The sequence below is a fragment of the Selenomonas oralis genome, from assembly GCF_051603425.1.
GTDB classification, from domain to species: domain Bacteria; phylum Bacillota; class Negativicutes; order Selenomonadales; family Selenomonadaceae; genus Selenomonas; species Selenomonas sputigena_A.
Window position 1 is genome coordinate 632,288 of the sequence record NZ_CP194411.1, and the last position, 19,791, is coordinate 652,078.

Sequence of the window (19,791 nt, forward strand, 5' to 3'; positions counted from 1 at the left end):
AACAACATCCTTTTATGCCACAGCGCGGCTTTCCTGCACGATACTTCCTTATATCCAAATAAACACGGATATCTTAGTATACCATTGTTTGCAGGCTTTTTCCACCACACGCCTCTGCCGGCAGGCCGCGCCCAAAAGCTTCCATTCCCCATCAAGCCCTATTCCAAAGTCGGCAAAACATTCTTGCAGAAATCCTCATAAGCTAGGCGCAATCCGTCCTCAAGCTCCGTCCTGTACGTCCATCCAAGAGCTTCCGCTTTGGAAACATCGAGCAATTTGCGCGGCGTGCCGTTCGGCTTCGTCGTATCCCAGAGAATCTCCCCCTCGTAGCCGACAACACGAGCGACCATTTCAGCCAGATTCTTGATCGTCAATTCCTTGCCCGTTCCTGCATTGACTGTTTCATTGCCGCTGTAGCGATTCATCAAAAACACACAGAGATTTGCCAGATCATCCACATAGAGAAACTCGCGCAAAGGCGAACCGTCGCCCCAGCACGTCACCGAAGGCGCACCTTTCTCCTTCGCCTCGTGGAAGCGGCGAATCAGAGCCGGCAGCACATGGCTGCGCGTCGCATGATAATTATCGTTCGGCCCATAGAGATTCGTCGGCATGACCGAAATATAATCCGTACCGTACTGGCGGTTCAGGTATTCGCAGTATTTCAGGCCTGAAATCTTCGCGAGCGCATACGCCTCGTTTGTCTCCTCAAGCGACGAGGTCAGCAGGCAGTCCTCCTTCATCGGCTGCGGCGCAAGACGCGGATAGATGCATGACGAGCCGAGGAATTCGAGCTTCCTGCAGCCGTTTTTCCATGCGGCATGGATCACGTTCATCTCCAGCATCATATTGAAATACATAAAATCCGCCGGCGCCTCGCTGTTCGCCCCGATGCCGCCGACCTTCGCCGCCGCAAGGAAAACATATGCGGGCTTCTCCTCCGCAAAAAATGCTTCCACAGCCTTCTGCCGACAGAGATCGACGTCCTCATGCGTGCGCGTCACAATATTCGTATAGCCCTGCTTCCGAAGTTCCCTTACGATAGCCGAGCCGACCATGCCGCGGTGCCCCGCCACATAAATCTTCGCATCCTTTTCCATCATAAAAGTCCCGCCTTAAATCCTATTCAATGATCATGGCCAATTATACTTCATGCTCAACAAAATCAAGATGCCCCGCCTTATATTCTTCCATCTTTTTTTCCAAATAGCGTACATTGGATTCCGAATAAAACGGATCAATGGCAAGATCAAACGGGATGCGCTTTTCTCTCCCCACCTTCTTGGCAAAGATTGTAAAAGCTGCACTCATGGAAAGTCCCAGTTCCGCGCATACCTGCTCCATGTTTTTTTTCACCGACGCATCCAGTCGAAAGTTTACATTTACAACATTTGCAGACTGTGTCATATACAGCCCCCCCTTATGCAACCATAATACGCAAAAGTAAAGAAAAATACAAGCATTTTTCTTTATTCCGTCTCCTGCCACTTGATCTTGTCCTCTTTCGAGATATCCTTTCCCATCTGCAGCTCGATGATCGTCATCTTCTCGCGCGCCTCCACCTTGTGCTTCATCCCTTGCGGGATATGCACTACAGCGCCCGGAGCCACCTCTTTTCGGACGCCGTCGAGCAGAACGAAGCCGCGGCCCTGCACCACATTCCAGACCTCATCGCGATGCCGGTGGCTATGGTAATTCATGCCATGCCCGGGATTTAGCGTCACCTTTATGACGAGGCTTCGCTCCTCCACGTCGATGATCTGGAACCTGCCCCACGATTTTTCCGCAAACATGGCCTGCTGCGTAAACTTCTCCACATAAGGCTTGATATAGCTCGATGCGCTCTTGTCGGCGACAAGGATGCCCTCGGGACTGGCTGCCACCACGGCATCCTTGAGCCCCATGCAAAGAATCGGCACATCCATCTCGTTGACGACCTGCGTCCTTTGGCAGGCATCGTCCATCGTCACATCGCCGATGCTCGGCGACTGCATGATTTCCGTCAGCGTATTCCACGTGCCGAGATCCTTCCACTCACCCGCATAGCGCAGGACGGCGATGCTCTTCTCCCGCTCGACAACAGCATAGTCGAAACTGATTTTTTCAAGCTTCCCATAGTTTTGGAAAAGCGCCTCATAGCTCGAGAAGCCCAGAAGCTTCTGTGCCTTTTCCAGTACATAAGCAAGGCGAAAAGCAAAAACGCCGCTGTTCCAAAGCGCGCCTTTTCGTATATACTGCGCCGCTTCTTCCTCCGAGGGCTTCTCCTTGAAGGTCGCCACCGGGCTGATTTCCGCCTTGTCCTCCGGCAGGATATAGCCGTATTTCGCACTCGGGTACGTCGGCTCGATTCCCATGAGCATAAGCGAGGCCCGGTTTTTCGATGCAAGAGATGTCAATCTTCGGACAGCGGAGAAATAACTGTCCTCCACATAGGGATCGACAGGGCATATTGCTGCAGCCTCATCCAAGGGCACGCCCTTCACATCGTGCAGATAAGCGCATACAAGCGCAATCGCCGGAAACGTATCCCTGCGGCACGGCTCCACGGAAAGTGCCGCATCATCCCCCAGCTGATGCAGAAGCGTCGCGACCTGCGCCTTCGACGTTGCAATCGTCACATCCGCATCGGGATCGGCTCTTCGGATCTGCCCATAGACGCGCTGCGCCATGGACAGGCAGGTCCCGTCCGCCTGACGAAAAATCGGGATAAACTGCTTCGAACGTATATCGTTGGAAAGCGGCCAAAGGCGTTTGCCTGAGCCGCCGGAAAGCAAAACAATATGCACAGCCCTACCTCGCTCCCCTTCATTTTTATGGCAAACTTTCAGGACATATGTTCATCCTTCACGCGAAACGGCCTACTTTGCTGTCGTTGCCATCTCCTGCGATAGCATCATCCCAGCATCATGCTGTACATATGTCCTCATGCCTTACGGAAACCTCAGCCACGTTTCCCGATTATCCGGCAGCAGCTCCGGTCGGCCTCTTTTCAAACCGGATCAGCGTCCGTACTTTTCCAGATCCGCCTTGACCATCAGGCGCACAAGCGCCGGAAAATCGACCTTGCGCCGCCAACCAAGCTCCTTTTCCGCCTTCGAGGAATCGCCCCAGAGAAGCTCGACCTCCGCCGGACGGAAAAAACGCGCATCCACATCGACGAGAAGCCGTCCCGTCTTCCTGCAATACCCCTTCTCCTCAACACCCTCGCCGCGCCATTCGATCTCGATGCCTGCCGCTTCACGGAAAGCGCACTCCACGAACTCACGCACCGTATGCGTCTCGTTCGTCGCCAGCACATAGTCGCTCGCCTTCTCCTGCTGCAGGATGCGCCACATGCCCTCGACGTAGTCGCCCGCAAAGCCCCAGTCGCGCTTCGCATCGAGATTGCCGAGCGACAGCTTCTCTTCCTTGCCCGCTAAAATCTTCGCCACAGCAATCGTAATCTTACGCGTCACAAACGTCTCACCCCGGCGCGGCGACTCATGGTTGAACAGAATGCCGTTCGCCGCAAACATCCCGTAAGCCTCACGATAATTGACTGTAATCCAATACGAATAAAGCTTCGCCGCCCCATAAGGAGACTTCGGATAAAAAGGCGTCGCCTCGCTCTGCGGCGCTGTCTCCGGCAAGCCGCCGAAAAGCTCCGATGTCGACGCCTGATAAAAGCGGCAGGGAACACCGCTCTGGCGGATCGCCTCCAGCATCTTGAGCGCCGCGACGCCCGTAGCCTCCGCCGTATACTCCGGCACTTCGAAAGACACTGCCACATGCGACTGCGCCGCGAGGTTGTACACTTCATCCGGTCGAATCTTCGCAATCAGCAGCATCAAATTGCACGAATCCGTCAAATCCCCATAGTGCAAAAAAATCCGTCCCGCCAGCGAACTGTCCGCCAGCAAATGATCGATGCGTTCTGTACAGCTTGTGCTGTGACGACGCAAGACGCCATGCACCTCATAACCTTTTTCGAGCAGAAGCTCCGCCAGGTACGAACCATCCTGCCCCGTAATTCCCGTAATCAACGCTTTCTTCATATCCGATCTCCATTTCCAAATCATGAAAACTCTTTACTTCACGGCATCCGCCTCATCACCGGCATAATATCGTTGCTTGCGGCTCTTCGGTTTTCCCGGGAGCTCCCCGCTCTCAAATCCATTTTGTCAATGCAACAAGATCTTCTGTTATCATTTTCTCCTATTTAAACAAAAAAAACACAACAAAGCAAATCCGTTCAATGAAATTTTATTGATTTAAGTAAAATATTTGTAAAACCCCATTCTATTTTATAAAACAGCAGGAGATTTTATCAAATCAAACAACAAGTTTACTGAAATCAAATTTGATTTCCAGAAACACTTCATCTCAATGCTCATATCCTCTACAAGCGACTACATATTCATAAAAAGCTCCGCATACTTTCGTACAATCGTTTCTTTTCGATACTTCTCTAAATAAAGCTTTCGGGCTCGTTCCCCCATTTCGCAGGCCTCCTGCGGATGCGCCTGCAAGAAGTCCACCGCCGCACAAAACGCCCCGACATCTCCATGAGGCAAAACAAAACCGAGACGGTTTTCCCGTATTGTCATCGCCATCTCCGTCATTGGGTCCGAGATCGCCAACACGGGCCGGCCGGCAGCCAGATAAGTATAGAACTTGCTCGGCACGGCAAGACCTGAAAGATCCTCCTCCAAAGAAACAAGAAATGCGTCCGCCTCTGCCAAAGCTTCCTGATACTCTGCCTCGGGAAGAAACGAACGAAATTCGACATTTTCCATTTCTCGTGCCTGCTCCATAAGGCCTGCCTTAGAAGCTCCCTCGCCCACAAAGACAAGCGTTGCTTCCGGCAGTTCACGCAAAGCTTCTACGGACAATTCCAAATTGTGGAATCGCCCCATATTGCCTGTATAAAGGATTTTGAATCTTCCTTCTTGTTCCTTACGTCGAAAAACCACCCCGTCACTCGCCCAGTTTTCTATGACAGCCAAGTGTGTTTCCGGCACATGATAAGCCGTCATCAAATATTTTTCCATATCGCGCCCCAGGACAACGACCTTGTCTGCATGGCGAAAAACATAGCGGTTTACAGCAAACATCACGCGGGAAAAAAGATGCTTTTCCCCTACCACATGCATGGCAATGGCGATATCAGGATATAGATCATGTAAGATATAAATAAAACGCTGTCTCTTGCGGCGCAGAAGCAGCCCCAAAAACGGCATAAGCGGCGGATTGGATACGGAAACGAGGATGTCCTTTTTCCCGGTCAATCCGTGATGAATCGCTGTCCAAAGGGAACAGAGAACTACCATGACATAGTTGAAAACTCGGCCGAATGCGTTCTCTTTCGAGCGAAACCACCGAAAACAGCGAAAAACGCGCACATCCCCATATGTTTCAAAAGCCGGCAGGACACGCCCAGAAACATCGCCGTACTCCTGGCGGCTGGCGATGACATCAACAGAAAAACCGTTTTCGGACAAAGACGAAAACAGCTCTCCCATAACACGTCCCGTCCCGGTGCGATCAGGAAAAAAGAACTGACTCAAAAGCAAAATGCGTTTCACATCCTTTTCCCCCTTTCCTAAGTTTTCCGCAAAGACTGCAAAAATCCCACAGCCAGAAGCAGAGGCACAAGAAGAGCGCACGATGTCAAAAACACCATCCACCAGGCTTCCTGATGAAAATGTTGAAGAAAAACCACCGCCGCATTATTCGTATATACATGAAATCCCATGATATAAATGCTATAGCGCGAAATCAATTCTATTCCTCTGTCAAAAACCCGCACTCGCTTCTCCAGAAGCTGCCCCAAAAACAGCAACAAGTATATGACAAGCACGCTATAACATACATTATACAATGGATCCGGAATCATATACGATGCCAGATCCAGGCGTGGGATCGGCAAGAATACGATTGCGCCCAAAGCTGCAGCAAAAGCCAAAGCCCCAAATACGGAAAGCATCCTGTATCTGTTCCATACGGCAGCAAACAAACACCCCAGAACACACCAAAGAACTGCAAGCAAGCCTTCATGTATGCCAAACCCGACAGGAAATTCCAACGGCCTCATCCAACCAACGAGGAACAAGAATCCTGCCCCAAGTAAAATATTGTCTTGCTCTTTGCCATAGCACAACAAAGCTCTTGCAAACATCTTGCCCCAAAAAAGCGCCGGCAGAAACCAGAGAATGAATCCATAATGATGCAAATGAGGCATATCCATAAAATAGAGGAACCCTACGGCTGTTTCCCATAAATCCATAGCAGGGCGCCCCAATGCCCATATCTTTATGTTCTCAGCCGCAATGCCCAATAGCCCGAAAAATAAATAGTACCTGCCCAGTCGAAAAAAATCATGCTTATCAAAAACAGATAAACGTCCGCCCTTCTCCCGCTTCGCCCACAACAAAACGCCGGACGCAAAGAAAAACGCCGGCATATGCCATGCAAAAATAAACCGGCTCAACGGCGAAGCTATATGGCCCAGAACCACAGCCAATATGGCAACGGCCTTCAAAAAATCCAAGCTCCATACTCTTTCACTCTGCAATACGATCCTCCGTTCTCCATTCTCATATTTGCAAAAGGGCGAACAATTCCTGCCAATTTTTCGCATATGGCGGTGCCGGCTCTTGCTGCGGCAGCACGTCATACTGCACCGTTCCCATAAACACCTCCCGGATTGCCTTTGCCCAAGCGCTCGCCTCCAACGGCTCCAAGAACTTTACACGTGCATACCCGTCCAGCACCTCATGTGCATACGGCAGATTCGCCGTTAGGATCGGCTTTCCCGTAACCATAAATTCCGAAAGAGGCATTCCCCAGGATTCCAGGCGCGACGGGAAAAGCATCGCACCACATTCCGCATAGAGTGCAAAAACGCGCTCGCGCGATTGGCGGCCAATGAAGCGAAGTCCCGGAACATCCCGATACTGCCGAATGATCTTTTCTGCATATTTTCCCTCCGAGCCGTCCATCGTCAGAACGATTTGCAATGACGGCAAATCCTGCAGCATTTTTGCCGCCTCGCAGAGCACCTCGACGTTCTTATACGTATGCACCGTAACCGGATAGAAAAACATTTCTTTTCTTGCCGCAATTGACACAATGGGCTGCTGAAAAGCCATTTGCGGCCTTGCCACCACAACATTCGAAATGCCGAAAAGACGCTGAAATTTTTGACGCATCCAGTCCTGTTGGACAATCACATAGCGGTTCCTAAGCAAATTGATGCGGTAAAGGTAGCGGTAAAACAAAACAAACAGCGTAAATTTCCAATCGGCAAAAACCTCTTGCCAGCGCAGCAAATAAAAAGGTGACGGATTATGACAATAAACAAATTGCCGTCCCGCCACAACACGCGGCGTCATATCATGCATAGAAAGCCACAGATCCGGACGGATTTCCTTCGACAGGCGATGAAACAGAACATATTCATGATAACAGCGCTGCAGCCAGGAACTCTTTGCGGCAGGAAAAGCCATATAGGTAAGCCTCTCATCGGCGACATCATCAAAAAGGCGCACATCATGAACCAGCGCGATAATCTCAATGCCTTTGCAGCAGTGCAGCATTTCACGCAGGCAATCCTTATATACCGAGAGCATTCCGCCCGCCACGATGTTCACACCGGACACCACGATCTTTTTCAAACCATCCTCCGATCTATCCTTCCTGCTTCCAAAAACCATCCGCAATACGCCGGGCAGATTCCTCCGGACTGTGTCTTTGGGCGATCGCCAGAGAAATCCTTCCCATTTTCTGCAGATCCGCATCCTCCATCATGAACTTCATGCACCGCACAAACGCCCCTTCATCCTCCGGAGGAAACAACAGACCATTCTCCCCATCATGCACGATATCCGGCACGCAGCCGCATTTCTCCGAAACGACAGCAGGAAGACCCAGGGCCAAAGCTTCATCAACAACAAGACCCCAAGGCTCTGACAAGCTCGGCAAAACAAACACCCTGCTTGCAAGATAATAAAGAGGCAGCTGCTCCTGTTGGACAAAACCGGAAAATATCACATGCGCCAGACCATGCTCCCTGACGTAGGTTTCCAATTCCGTTTTCTGCGGCCCCGATCCGACCAAGAGCAAGCCCCAGCCTTTTTCTTCACATGCGGCCTTTTCATAGGCACGCAAAAGAGACAAAAGATTCTTTTCCGGCGAAAAACGTCCGACATAAATGAAGTATTGACGCAGCGGAATTCCCAGCATAGAACAAAGCTCCCCGCGCTTCTCCTCCACATCATATCGCTTGCGGCAGGAATCATAAATCGCATGATCCACTCCACCGACCCCGCCCATAACGACAATGCGGCCTTCAGGAACACCAAGCTTTCGGACATACGCCTTGTGCTTTTCCCCCGCGACAACAACGCGAAAACACCTGGACAAGAAGAGCCTCTTGATCCATTCCTTCCATGCCGTCCGCACATGATCCGCTTCCTGCGATTCAACAATGGCCGCCAGTTTTTTCCCACACACTATGCCATAGAGCCAAAGAAACCAATAGGGAAGCGCGCTATATTCCCCGATGATAAAACATTCCGCCCTTGAACGCATGGCGCACCATAAAACCTGCAGGGAAAGCTTCCATGACGGAACTTCCTCCCATTTCCGGCGTCGGTTCAAAACCGTATACGGATAGAGAATACGCTCTTCTTCCACCCGCCAATCCCGCAAAACCGAGGTGCGTGCAAAATAACAAACCGTAAGTTCGCCACGCCATTTCTTTGCCAGTGCATTGAAAAGCAGCGTCTTATACGGGGATATGATATTGTGGAACAGTACCGTACGCAAGAGATCAACTCCTCAAAAAGGCACTAAGGCGCTCCACCTGCCGGGACCAGTCATATTGCGAAACAAACACGCGGTTTTGCTCGAAATATTGCGCCCCTTCCCTTCTCGCCGCACAAGCTTTAAGCAGCCCCTCCCGAAGCCCTGCTGCACTCGTCTCAACGAAAAATATATGCTGGGCAAAGTCCTCCCAGCCTGCAAAACGCGTCGAGACAACGATGCGCCCGGATGCCAGATACTCCATGATCTTGGAAGGGAAGTTGTTTTTATTCTCCGGCAGTCCCATATTGCGAGGATTGACAACGATATCGGCACCGGCAAGAAGCGCATAGTATTCCTCACGTGAAACAAAGCCGTGGTAAACAATGCGTGCGTCCCGTCGCGCCGCCTCCCGGACAGCCTCTTCCAAAGGACCGCGTCCCGTAAAGTGGAACTCCGCCTCCGGCACATCCAGCAAACGAATGGCCTCTAGGTATAAATCAACACCCGTCACTTCATTCAAAAGCCCCGCATAAAGAAAGCGGCATTTCTCCTTGACTTCATAGCGAAACCCTGCATAGTCCGCCATGCGTACCGCCCCGGGGAAAAAAAGCTTATTGCGGTGAGGAAATGTTTCGTAAAGGTGGCGTGAAAGAAACACCAGGCGATCAAAGCGGCCATAATCCCGTTCCGTCCATCTCACTAAAAAGCGCCGCAGGGGTGACGCATGAGACTCCACGCCTGAATGGTCGGCAACGATCAAGGCAGTACGCACACCTAAAAGCCGTGCCAAAAACAGTATACCATAATAAATCCAATAATAATTATAGAGCAGTACGTAATCCATGTTCCGCATCAAGCGAAAAACCTTCCACTGATAGCGAAAAAAGCCCGTTATACGCGAAATCGATCCCGTCCGTGCCACAAAGTCGATGCCCTGCGCCGAAATTTCTTCCTCCACCGCATTCGACCAATGGTCTTCCTTGGGAAACCCATAAAAAGAAAGCACCTGCACCTCATTGCCATGCCGAAGCTCCTCTAGCAATTTCCCACAAAAATTATTCGCCGCCTCCGAAGCATACCGAAAACGTGCGATCAAAGTCGGCGGCATATATGTACCGCAAAAGAGAATCTTCACCTTGCACCCACCGTCGATATTTTCACTCCGCCACATCATTATGTTTAAGCAACACGGTCTTCCACAGAAGCCGGATCAATATCTCTCCAGTTTCCAGTATACCACCATGCCGCATCCCAAGAAAGGATGCGGCATGACCATATGAATCAATTGCCATACCTCTGCAAAAATCTATCCATCAGCACTCTTCGCAAAGTACCGTCATCGCCGTTCCAGTAAAAAACCTTTGGAAATCAATGTCCTTTGCCGAAAGAAGCTATCTTTGACCGGCATGTCGGCTGCATAATCCTGCAGTCCATCGCGTTGAAGCGTATCCTCAGCTTCTTGCCATGAGGAAAATTCGCCCTTGATGCCGTAAAAAGGCTCACCTATATATTTCAAACGCAAAAGAATCGGCGGAATCATCGCCTTTATGATTTTTTTAACAACGAAAACCTCCGTTCAATCGACATGGAAATCATTGATCGCGCAAATGACAGTCTGTTGTTCTTCCTCTGTCATTCCATTATACATAGGAAGGCTCAAAACCTCTGCCGCATACTTCTCTGCAATCGGAAAAGCTCCTTCTCGATAACCTAAATAACGATATGCCTCAGCCAGATGCGGCGGTATAGGATAGTGAATCATCGTGCCGATCCCTTGTTTTTTCAGATGTTCTGCCAAAGAATCACGCACCGATGTATGAACAACGAATTGATGCCACGTCGAATCTGCCCCCGGACGTATCCGAGGCAATCGGACGTGCGGGTTGTTGATCGCCTCCATGTATCTGCCGGCAAGCCGACAACGCTCCGAATTAAATTCGTCCATATACTTCAACTTCACACGCAGCAGCCCCGCTTGCAATTCATCCAGCCTGCTGTTGCATCCCACAACCTCATTGTGATATTTCTTTTCGCTTCCATAGTTGCGAAAAACGCGGAACTTCCGCGCCAATGCAGCATCATCCGTCACAATGCAGCCGGCATCACCAAAAGCTCCACACCCCTTCGTCGGGTAAAAACTAAAGCAGCCAACATGCCCAAAGGTGCCCACCGTTTTCCCTTGCCAATGATTTCCGTGGCTTTGTGCACAATCTTCGACAACCTTCAAATTATACCTTTGTGCAATATCCATAATTTTTGTCATGTCACATGACTGCCCATAAAGATGCACAGCCAGAATCGCCTTCGTACGGGGCGTAACAGCTGCTTCTACCTTTTCGGCATCAATGTTGTCATAAACGTCCGGCTCAACAAAAACGGGACGTGCTCCATTTATCGTAATCCCCATGACGCAAGCGATATAAGCATTGGACGCAACAATGACTTCATCGCCCTCCTTGATGCCCAGCAGGCGAAACGCCATCCACAAGGCATCGAGACCACTTGCCAAGCCCACGCAGTATTTCGCGCCGATATATTTTGCCCATTCGCTCTCGAATGCCTCAACTTCCTTGCCCAGGATATACCAGCCGGAACGAAGCACCTCAACCGCCTTTTCCTCATACTCTGCCGCATGCAGAGAAAACTGGCGCAAAAGGTTATTTGCCATAATCATGGTGTTTCAATCCCCCGTCACGAATCCAGATACTCATCCATATACTGCATATAATAATCTATCATGCGTTCCAATCCATCCTTTAAGGCTACCTTGGGCTTCCAACCTACAACCTTTGCCAATTTTTCGCTCGTACCATAAAAATCTCCAATATCGATTTTTTTACGTTCTTCCGGGAATGGCACGATTTTCAGACTGCCTTTGCCGGAAAAACGGAGCATCATCTCAGCCACCTCTTTCAAGGAAGCCTTCTCCCCCGACAAATTAAATACATCCCCATAGGTTTCTTCACAAACAGCTGCCAGACACATGGCCTCTACGACATCATCCACATAATTGAAGTCACGCACCTGCTCCCCGGTGCCAAAAAGCTGAATTTGTTCCCCCGTCACAGCACGGTTGGCAAACCAACCGATAAAACCTTGACGGGCATTCTTGATCAGCTGCCGAGAGCCATAAGTATTCGTCAGGCGAAGGGATACCGTCCGCACACCATATACCTTCGTATAAAGCTGATGATAGTGCTCTGCCGCCAGCTTATTGATGCCATTCACGTCCGGCGGTGAAAGAGGATGTTTCTCATCCACGGGCAAATACTGCGGATGGCCGTAAATCTGCCGTGTGCTGGAGAACACCACTACAACATCCGGCGCATAATGTCGGCAGGTTTCCAACAATGTGAGCTGCGCCCTCGTGTTGACTTCCATATCCATGAAAGGCTCCCGCATGCTGTCCTGATGGCTCACCTGTCCTGCAAGATTGAAGATATATTCCTTGTCTCGCACCAAATATCTCAAGCTGTGCTCATCGCGCATATCAGAAAAGTTCAAACACACATCATCTTTTATATCTTTGATATTAAAAAGATTCGCCCCATATTCATCCAGCATGGAGTCAAGCAAAGTAACATTTGCACCTTCCTTGACGAGGCGAATCGCCAAATTGCTGCCGATAAAACCGACGCCGCCTGTTACCAAAATATTTTTACCTGCAAATGACATTATAGCAACCCCTTTTCCACCTGCCCAATCGCTCCTTATAACGCTGAATCGTATGCCAAAAGCCCCTCGGTATACCGACAATTCCTTTTGCAAAAGCAGCATCATAACCATTCTGCACCAATTTCAAGGCTGCTTGCAGAGAATCAAGATATGGAAAATAGATATTCGGTACAGTTTCTTCAGGAAGCCTATACGTACTCAGATCAAACATATGCAAGCGCAGCCATCTCAAACCATGAAAATGATAAAAGACGATGGGGACGCCATCTACTTTCGGTCCTTCCGTGCAGCAATACTGCTGCACATTCCATGGAGCAACCCCGCCACCAATATGTTCCAACTCATGCACCATGCCCGAAAATCGTATCATCCAATCGTCCAAATACTTCTGATCACCAAATTTGCCATCCTCAAACCGATCATAGCACCATTCTTCGCAGCGGTCACACCACCAGTTCAAAACATGCAATCCATTCTGTGTATTGCGGAACGTCATAAACTGCACGCAATAAATGCCCGAAGTCTCACTTTGATCATACTCCGGCGTATAGCGATGCCTTGTAATCATGACATCCTTTTCCGATGCATGAAACTCATCCAATAAAACCTGCGGTGACTGGAAAAAATATAAATCCGCATCAAGATATGTAACTTCCGGCACAGCAAAATGCTGCAACACATAAAGGATGGAAAAAGATGAGCACGTCCAGCAATATTCCCCTCTAGTCCGTGTCTTTTTTATCGAGAGCAGACGCTCATTTTCAAACTCTTTCATGGATACAACCTGCACATGAGGCAATGCCAATTTCTCCAGAATCTCTTCCGCCAAATCGTCAAAAGCAAAAATATAAAGAAGAAATGCCTCACCCGTTTTTTCCAATGACTCATACAATGCCAATCCGCGTGTCAAATAGCCGGAATCAAACAAGGTGCAATAACGATTCATGGCAACCCCTTTCATATTTATCGAAACATGCCTTATGCTCTATCCTTTAGAGATTTTTTCACGATTCTATCAAATTCAATCGCACGATTCTTGTATGTATGTTCCCTGAGGCAGCGCCTTGTCCCAGCTTCAGCAATCCTCTGCCTCTCTTTTGGATGCTCATTCAACCATGTTGCCTTTTCGACACAATCCTCAAGAGAATCATAAACCACAACTTCCTTGTCTGGCATAAAAAGCTCCTTCATATTTTTTTTATTATCTGTCAGCAGGCAGGCGCCAACACCTGTCGCCTCATAAAGTCTCATATTGGAAGCAAATTCCGGGGAGGAATCTGCATGAATATTCAATACAACATTTGAGCAAAGAAGCGCATTAAACATCTCAATCCCATACACCGGTGACCTCATCTGCTTATACAATTTATAATTTACAGGGAGTCTCGGCCGCTCTTCCCAAGCACAAGCTTTATTTAAAACTGGTATTCGCGAAAAAATAGTATCTCTCGACCATTGAGAGAAAAAATGGATGGCATCATAAAGCTCCCCCGCCAAAACACCCCGCAAAAAATCCTTCTTCTTGTATGTAGCGCTTGGCGAGTAAATATCCAACGGTAATACATCCAAAAGCCCAAGCAACAATTTTTCCCGGAACAAATGGTATTCTTTTCCTCTAACAATGTTACCGACAAAAGATATTTCCGAGCATGTTCTATCATCTTTGTGCAATACAGAAAGAATGTCCGGCGGAAATGCATGATTCATATGAACGGCGTTTGCACCTTTTTGCCGCAAGTAAGAAACGCTTTCCGGGGCGCAGCAAAGGATAATATCCACCAGCCCCCACAAGTCTTGCCTAGCACGTTCTTTTGCAACGGCACTACCCGCCCAGCCAATAATCAATCGTACAGAAGCAACTTCTTTTTTTACCTGCTGCACAAAGGACGCGCTACAGCAATCATCCGCAAATAAGATGTCCGGACAATACGCCTTGATTTGCAGCAGCAGGATTTCCTCCAACGACAAATCATTCCTGTGGACAGAATTCTCTGCCAGCCATAACTTTTGCAGGAAGTCGGCATTCACCACAACATTTTCAGTTTCATAGCCGATTTCCTGCAGTGCCTTGCACCATCCCGTCGCAAAATAATTCGTATAACTTGCATCGACCCTTGCTTTAAGCTCCCTATAGGATAAGCCTTTTGGGTCGTTGCTTGTTTCCTCGGCAAAAAGCTTTGCTAAAGCGTCTGCATGCGTATTGCCCACCCAGAATATTTTCATTGTCAAAGACTCCAGTATCCGCAAATCCCTTTATCCCGCAAAGAAAGGCATACGCTTTTGACATCGAGAAAAATGCGCGCCAAAACAGGCATCTCTTTACGAAACAGCGCAATAAGTTTATCGTCTCCCACATCAAGATACTGATTGTGTGCCACCGCCAAAATAAGGCAATCCAAATCCACCATTTCTTCCCACGTGGAAAGTCTGATATGATACAACCGTTCCGCCTCCTCTGCATCAGCATATGGATCATGCAAAAGCGGCTCTATACCATACTCCCTCAAGCGGTATACAATATCAACCACCTTGGTATTGCGTATATCTGGGCAATTCTCCTTAAAAGTCAGCCCCAAGATACCAACACGAGCCTGCCGCACCTGTTTATCTGCCAAAACCATCTGACGGATTGCAGCGTCGGCAACAAAAGTTCCCATCCCATCATTGATTTTTCTCCCCGATGCAATCACCGTACTATGATAGCCAAGCTTTTCCGCCTGATAAACAAAATAATACGGATCAACGCCAATGCAATGACCACCGACCAGCCCCGGCCGAAAAGGAAGTGCATTCCATTTCGTCTGCATAGCCTCCAAAACGTCCGCCGTTGAAATCTGCATACGATCAAAAACCATGGCCAGTTCGTTCATGAAGGCAATATTGATATCACGCTGGCTATTCTCTACGACCTTCGCAGCCTCCGCCACTTTGATACTTGGAGCTTTATGCACACCTGCTTCGATGATCAGACCATAAATATTGGCAATCTCCTCCAGCGTATCATCATCCATCCCCGAAACAATCTTCTTTATGTTTTCAAGACGATGCACCTTATCGCCGGGATTGATTCGCTCAGGCGAGTAGCCTATGTGAAAATCCTTACCACAAACAAGCCCGGAAACCTTCTCGAGGATGGGGCGGCAAACATCCTCTGTCACCCCCGGATAAACCGTTGATTCATAGACAACAATCGAACCGAGGGATAAATGACGTCCAACCACTTCACTCGCACAAATCACAGGCGAAAGATCCGGCGTCTTATCCGCGTTGATCGGAGTGGGCACCGCAATGATGAAAAAACTGGCACCATTCAGCTCATTCTCATCGGATGTAAAACGAACTGTCGTAGAGGAAACGGCATCGTCCCCAACCTCAGATGTAGGATCTTTCCCTGACCTATACTTTTCTATCTTATCGGCACTTATATCAAATCCGATAACTTCAGCGTGCTTGGCAAAGGCAACAGCCAGAGGCATTCCGACATACCCAAGGCCGATGACGGCTATCTTCTTTTTCCTTTGTACAATATCATCATACAGCAACATCAACAGCTGCTCCTTTCCACCAGAAGTATTCCCTGCTCGTTTATTCAGTCCCTATATTCAACAAGGGAAGATAGGCTCCGGCATTAATCCGTGGCAAATAGTATCTGCTCATTGTCGAAAAAAAATGCAGCGAGGCCGATAGCGTCCCGGCGGCAGAAACATAGCCTGCTCGCTTCAATATTTGAATCGTGCACCACGATATATCATCTATCGTTCCCCATGGATACGAAAAATGCTTGATTTCCATGCCTGTTAAATCCTCTAAATCTTGCTTGGATCCATAAATTTCTGCTTCAAGATCTGCACACTGTGCGCAATTCACATGATTCCGGGTATGCGATCCAATCGTGCATAACGCATCTGCCGATAAGTCCACAATTTCCAGCCGACTCATGATCCTATGGCTTCCCAACTGCGCACTTGGCACATAAAGGATAAACGGGATATTTCGCATCTTCAATACAGGATAGGCATATTGGTAAAAATTGTCCATTGCATCATCAAAGGAAATCACGCACTGTCCCGTATAATTTCCATTTGTCAAGGATATCAAACATTCATCCATGGAAACAAATTGATAGCCTTGTACTTTTATATAATCCAGAATTTGCTGGAACTCGTCAAGCGAACAATAGCAGGAAGGTGCGTCCGATGTCTCGTATGGCGAAACACTATGGAACATGATAATGATCGAATAGCGTTTCGATAATCCTTTTTCAGGAATACGATATAAAGCACCAAGCATCCGACTAAGCAATCGTTTTTTTAAATTCATAAGCACAGACTTCCTATTCTACGTTCACCAAGCCAGCCAACGGGAGACGTATCTCCCTTCTTTATCTCGAACAATGCTCTCCTTAGGAGAATGGCAATACAACCAACGATCATGTGATGTGAAACAATTCCTTAGGCGCGGCTGAAACCTTCTGGGAATATACTTGAAAAAAAACTTTTTCAAGTATTCCTTCAAACTAGATTCAGTTGAACATTGTGAATGTATTTCCTCGCTATACAGCGGAAGAGAGACGAAGGGAATCCCTCTATCCTGACAAAATTTCTTTAACACTGCATTTTCTTGTTCATAATATTCCTGCTGCTCATATCGTACACAGGCAGCGTCCTGCAATATTCCGCAGAGGACATTCTCTTCTTGACATCGATCCTCTCTTCCAAGCAAAAACATTGTATAATTATAATCCGCAGAGATCATATTCGTATTGGTGATCCGTAAATATGGAACTGCGGCATACTGCAAACGATCCACTCCGCACGGACTCAACTCCTGAAACTGACAGGCAGCTTCATATGAAGTAGAATGTCGAAAGCCTTCTGAGCTTTGCAGCGGAATCGCTACAAATAAATGGTTATGATGAAAAATTAATGACTCAACTTCACTCAAAAGCAATAATGGCGGTCCATAGTCTGGATTGAAAAAATTGAATACACTCCCATATTGATGTTTCACTCGCTGCAGGAGTTCCTCTTTGATGATTCCTCCTAACAAGCTGCCAGAACCCGGTATGCCACCCGGAAACTGATAATTTCCTTGTGAGAATTCCAGTTTTTTTTGGATCTCACCTTCCGGATCACGCCGTTCCCAAGAATTAGACCAATCCTGTCGATACAAAACACCTTCAAAAGAATTATTGTCCTTTGCGTTCAAATCATAAAAATCCCACCCCCAATTCATCATATCTGGGAATTTTTCTTGCACAATGCACGTGTACAGACACTGAAGCGACTCAGTATACATATACATCTTGTCCTGCATGAAGCCAATATATCGACCTTTTGCAAATTGCAAACCATATTCCCAATTGCCGCACATCCCTAGTACCGGTTCATCGGGCGGATGTACATAAATAAAGCGCTCGTCTTGGTACTTTTCGACGATCGGCTTGCAGGAGAGTGCTTCCTCATCATAGTCGTCCGTGACGATGACCTCAAAATCTGAAAACGTCTGGTGATGCAAAGAGTGCAACGCTATATCGACCATAGCAGGTCTTGCCTTCGTCGGAATTATTACAGAAAAAAAAGGCATCGATCCCATCACTCCAGTCCTCAGAGAAATACCTGTCTTTTATCTCCCTCGCAAGCTAGATATATATTTCAATATACGTTTTTTCGCCTGTTTCTTCAATGATAAAACATCATCCAGACAAACATTTTCCTTCTGATATCTTTTCATAAAACTATCGACGCCAACTGCATCCGAAAAGGCTTTTTCCAACCTCATATAACAGCGTTTGTCATCTTCTGTAACATCAAAATGCTCCCATATTTCTTCCATCGTGGTCACATTTTCCAGCAATGAATGATGGAAATTATAGTAAAAATTGAACATTGACCTTTGAAAGACGAACGAAATAGGCGCGTCTGCATAGAGCCATTCATAATCGATAATAACAGGCCCTTGTGCTGTATATAGAACATTATCCGGATGGAGATCGATATTGATCATTTTGCCATCAGAGGGTTGCACAGCGAAATCTACATCAGGATTTTCCTGTACGCTCTTCCCCTCTTGCAAAAAATCATAATATCGCCTCAGCTCTGAAAAAAATTTTTCTTTCCCCTGATTATATCCTACCTCTGCAATTCTAGCACCCCATGACATTCCTTCGATATAATCAAATCGTACCGTATCTTCGCCCATGATCTCGACTTTTGCAACATGATCTTTACCATAGACGTCACAGAGCATCTTATAATTCAAAAATATCTTCTCTATATGAGGCCGCGCAGCCAGCGTCAACGCCTTTTTCCAAACGACCGTATTCCCTCCGTCACGCTCGATTAGTGTCACGATCTGATATTCCGGTTTTCTCGCTCGAGAATACTTGCTATATATGATTTGCATATCTATCTCCTTATAAATGGCAAAATACTAAAAAGGAGTTCGCAAAAAAATCGAAGCAATCATTTTCCAACAAGCCTTGCGCGGCAGCGCTTTCATCGAAGAAGGAGAAGCGTTCACTCGAATATGAAGGAGAGATAGAGGCAATGTCAGCAGGTGTTGGTAAATACTGATCGGAAAAAACCACTTCCGGTATTTTGTAATCCGGCAGGGGGTAGTACCACTCCAAACGCTCAAAGCCAATCCCATGCAGCATTCCCTCAAGCTCTACCTTGCCGAAAGTTCTCACACCTGGATTATCTTTGTACCCCTCGATTCCATCAAACAGCCTTCCCGTATGATCCTCAACTGCTCCGGACCAATACTTTAACCCATAGCGATTCTCTATCGCTATGATAAGCGTTCCATTCTCTTTCAGATAGCTTTTACACTGCTTCAAAAAGTCTACATAGGGGGTTTCCCCATTTGTGAACTTCCCTGCATATTCCAAGACGCCGATCAAGGTAACATACTCAAACCGCTCGGAGAACTGCATATCATTCAGATTGCCAACCTTTATGTTGAGATTCTCACATGTATGATAACGGCATGCCGCAATAGACGCGCGGCGCTTCGATAGCTCTACGCATTGTACCGTCTTTACTTTATCCAGAAAAACGCCCGTCATACCTCCACAGCCGGAGCCGATTTCCAAAAGAGCCGCATTTTGATCGAAAGGATACCACTCCAAAAGATTCCTGCGCATCCGGGTCAGATGATAAAAGATAGCCCAACGATCATCACACGCCAAAATCTCCTCTATGGGCTTTTCACTGCGCACAAGATGTAAAAGATCATCTTCCACATCGCCATCGCTATAGATGTCCTGTCCTCCATATTTTGTCAAATCCAATCGTTTGAGATACTGTTCTTCCGAAATCATGCTTT

Annotated in this window: 18 protein-coding genes; all 18 read right to left on the reverse strand. The window is 47.8% G+C overall.

Annotation, left to right across the window (positions count from 1 at the left end):
• Positions 1–158 precede the first annotated feature (158 nt).
• Positions 159–1,103 (reverse strand): GDP-L-fucose synthase family protein, encoded by a 945-nt coding sequence (locus ACRTGH_RS03005; RefSeq protein WP_368846942.1) that lies wholly within the window; start codon positions 1,101–1,103, stop codon positions 159–161.
• Between the two features lie 40 nt (positions 1,104–1,143).
• Entirely contained in the window at positions 1,144–1,488 is a 345-nt protein-coding gene (locus ACRTGH_RS03010; RefSeq protein WP_438474617.1) for a type II toxin-antitoxin system RelB/DinJ family antitoxin, read from the reverse strand.
• Complete coding sequence (locus ACRTGH_RS03015; RefSeq protein WP_368846941.1) at positions 1,470–2,786, reverse strand: sugar phosphate nucleotidyltransferase; 1,317 nt, start codon at positions 2,784–2,786, stop codon at positions 1,470–1,472. The genes ACRTGH_RS03010 and ACRTGH_RS03015 overlap by 19 nt, the downstream gene beginning before the upstream one ends.
• 213 nt (positions 2,787–2,999) lie before the next feature.
• The gene (gene gmd, locus ACRTGH_RS03020) at positions 3,000–4,034 is read right to left on the reverse strand and encodes a GDP-mannose 4,6-dehydratase (protein WP_368846940.1); all 1,035 of its coding nucleotides are present in this window, start codon (positions 4,032–4,034) and stop codon (positions 3,000–3,002) included.
• A 354-nt stretch (positions 4,035–4,388) separates the two neighbouring features.
• Positions 4,389–5,564: a glycosyltransferase family 4 protein gene (locus ACRTGH_RS03025; RefSeq protein WP_368846939.1), complete on the reverse strand. Its 1,176-nt coding sequence runs from the start codon at positions 5,562–5,564 to the stop codon at positions 4,389–4,391.
• Between the two features lie 17 nt (positions 5,565–5,581).
• A complete protein-coding gene (locus tag ACRTGH_RS03030; protein WP_368846938.1) occupies positions 5,582–6,529 on the reverse strand; it encodes an acyltransferase family protein in 948 nt (315 codons plus the stop codon).
• A 46-nt stretch (positions 6,530–6,575) separates the two neighbouring features.
• Entirely contained in the window at positions 6,576–7,655 is a 1,080-nt protein-coding gene (locus ACRTGH_RS03035) for a glycosyltransferase (RefSeq protein WP_368846937.1), read from the reverse strand.
• 13 nt (positions 7,656–7,668) lie between these two features.
• Complete coding sequence (locus ACRTGH_RS03040; RefSeq protein ID WP_368846936.1) at positions 7,669–8,808, reverse strand: glycosyltransferase; 1,140 nt, start codon at positions 8,806–8,808, stop codon at positions 7,669–7,671.
• 4 nt (positions 8,809–8,812) lie between these two features.
• Positions 8,813–9,922, reverse strand: a complete 1,110-nt coding sequence (locus tag ACRTGH_RS03045; protein WP_368846935.1) for a glycosyltransferase family 4 protein — start codon at positions 9,920–9,922, stop codon at positions 8,813–8,815.
• Positions 9,923–10,363: 441 nt separating this feature from the next.
• On the reverse strand, positions 10,364–11,461 hold the full coding sequence (locus tag ACRTGH_RS03050) for a DegT/DnrJ/EryC1/StrS family aminotransferase (protein ID WP_368846934.1): 1,098 nt from the start codon (positions 11,459–11,461) through the stop codon (positions 10,364–10,366).
• A 17-nt stretch (positions 11,462–11,478) separates the two neighbouring features.
• Positions 11,479–12,564 carry a GDP-mannose 4,6-dehydratase gene (locus tag ACRTGH_RS03055; RefSeq protein WP_368847138.1) on the reverse strand — a complete coding sequence of 362 codons (1,086 nt, stop codon included), beginning with the start codon at positions 12,562–12,564 and terminating at the stop codon, positions 11,479–11,481.
• Positions 12,446–13,408 (reverse strand): glycosyl transferase, encoded by a 963-nt coding sequence (locus ACRTGH_RS03060; protein WP_368846933.1) that lies wholly within the window; start codon positions 13,406–13,408, stop codon positions 12,446–12,448. The genes ACRTGH_RS03055 and ACRTGH_RS03060 overlap by 119 nt, the downstream gene beginning before the upstream one ends.
• Positions 13,409–13,440: 32 nt before the next feature.
• Entirely contained in the window at positions 13,441–14,685 is a 1,245-nt protein-coding gene (locus ACRTGH_RS03065) for a glycosyltransferase family protein (RefSeq protein ID WP_368846932.1), read from the reverse strand.
• A gap of 2 nt (positions 14,686–14,687) precedes the next feature.
• Positions 14,688–16,007, reverse strand: a complete 1,320-nt coding sequence (locus tag ACRTGH_RS03070) for a nucleotide sugar dehydrogenase (protein WP_368846931.1) — start codon at positions 16,005–16,007, stop codon at positions 14,688–14,690.
• A gap of 40 nt (positions 16,008–16,047) precedes the next feature.
• Entirely contained in the window at positions 16,048–16,782 is a 735-nt protein-coding gene (locus tag ACRTGH_RS03075) for a polysaccharide deacetylase family protein (RefSeq protein WP_368846930.1), read from the reverse strand.
• A 24-nt stretch (positions 16,783–16,806) separates the two neighbouring features.
• Complete coding sequence (locus tag ACRTGH_RS03080; RefSeq protein ID WP_438474623.1) at positions 16,807–18,003, reverse strand: glycosyltransferase; 1,197 nt, start codon at positions 18,001–18,003, stop codon at positions 16,807–16,809.
• 84 nt (positions 18,004–18,087) lie between these two features.
• Positions 18,088–18,867, reverse strand: a complete 780-nt coding sequence (locus tag ACRTGH_RS03085; protein ID WP_368846929.1) for a hypothetical protein — start codon at positions 18,865–18,867, stop codon at positions 18,088–18,090.
• Between the two features lie 10 nt (positions 18,868–18,877).
• Positions 18,878–19,786, reverse strand: coding sequence for a class I SAM-dependent methyltransferase (locus ACRTGH_RS03090; RefSeq protein WP_368846928.1), 909 nt, complete (start codon positions 19,784–19,786; stop codon positions 18,878–18,880).
• Positions 19,787–19,791 lie beyond the last annotated feature (5 nt).

Bases quoted from the DNA above. Each gene is read 5' to 3' on its own strand.
- ACRTGH_RS03005 (WP_368846942.1), bottom strand. From the start codon at position 1,103: ATGATGGAAAAGGATGCGAAGATTTATGTGGCGGGGCACCGCGGCATG.
- gmd (WP_368846940.1), bottom strand. From the start codon at position 4,034: ATGAAGAAAGCGTTGATTACGGGAATTACGGGGCAGGATGGTTCGTAC.
- ACRTGH_RS03050 (WP_368846934.1), bottom strand. From the start codon at position 11,461: ATGATTATGGCAAATAACCTTTTGCGCCAGTTTTCTCTGCATGCGGCA.
- ACRTGH_RS03055 (WP_368847138.1), bottom strand. From the start codon at position 12,564: ATGCTGCTTTTGCAAAAGGAATTGTCGGTATACCGAGGGGCTTTTGGC.
- ACRTGH_RS03060 (WP_368846933.1), bottom strand. From the start codon at position 13,408: ATGAATCGTTATTGCACCTTGTTTGATTCCGGCTATTTGACACGCGGA.
- ACRTGH_RS03065 (WP_368846932.1), bottom strand. From the start codon at position 14,685: ATGAAAATATTCTGGGTGGGCAATACGCATGCAGACGCTTTAGCAAAG.
- ACRTGH_RS03070 (WP_368846931.1), bottom strand. From the start codon at position 16,007: ATGTTGCTGTATGATGATATTGTACAAAGGAAAAAGAAGATAGCCGTC.
- ACRTGH_RS03075 (WP_368846930.1), bottom strand. From the start codon at position 16,782: ATGAATTTAAAAAAACGATTGCTTAGTCGGATGCTTGGTGCTTTATAT.
- ACRTGH_RS03080 (WP_438474623.1), bottom strand. From the start codon at position 18,003: ATGGTCGATATAGCGTTGCACTCTTTGCATCACCAGACGTTTTCAGAT.
- ACRTGH_RS03085 (WP_368846929.1), bottom strand. From the start codon at position 18,867: ATGCAAATCATATATAGCAAGTATTCTCGAGCGAGAAAACCGGAATAT.
- ACRTGH_RS03090 (WP_368846928.1), bottom strand. From the start codon at position 19,786: ATGATTTCGGAAGAACAGTATCTCAAACGATTGGATTTGACAAAATAT.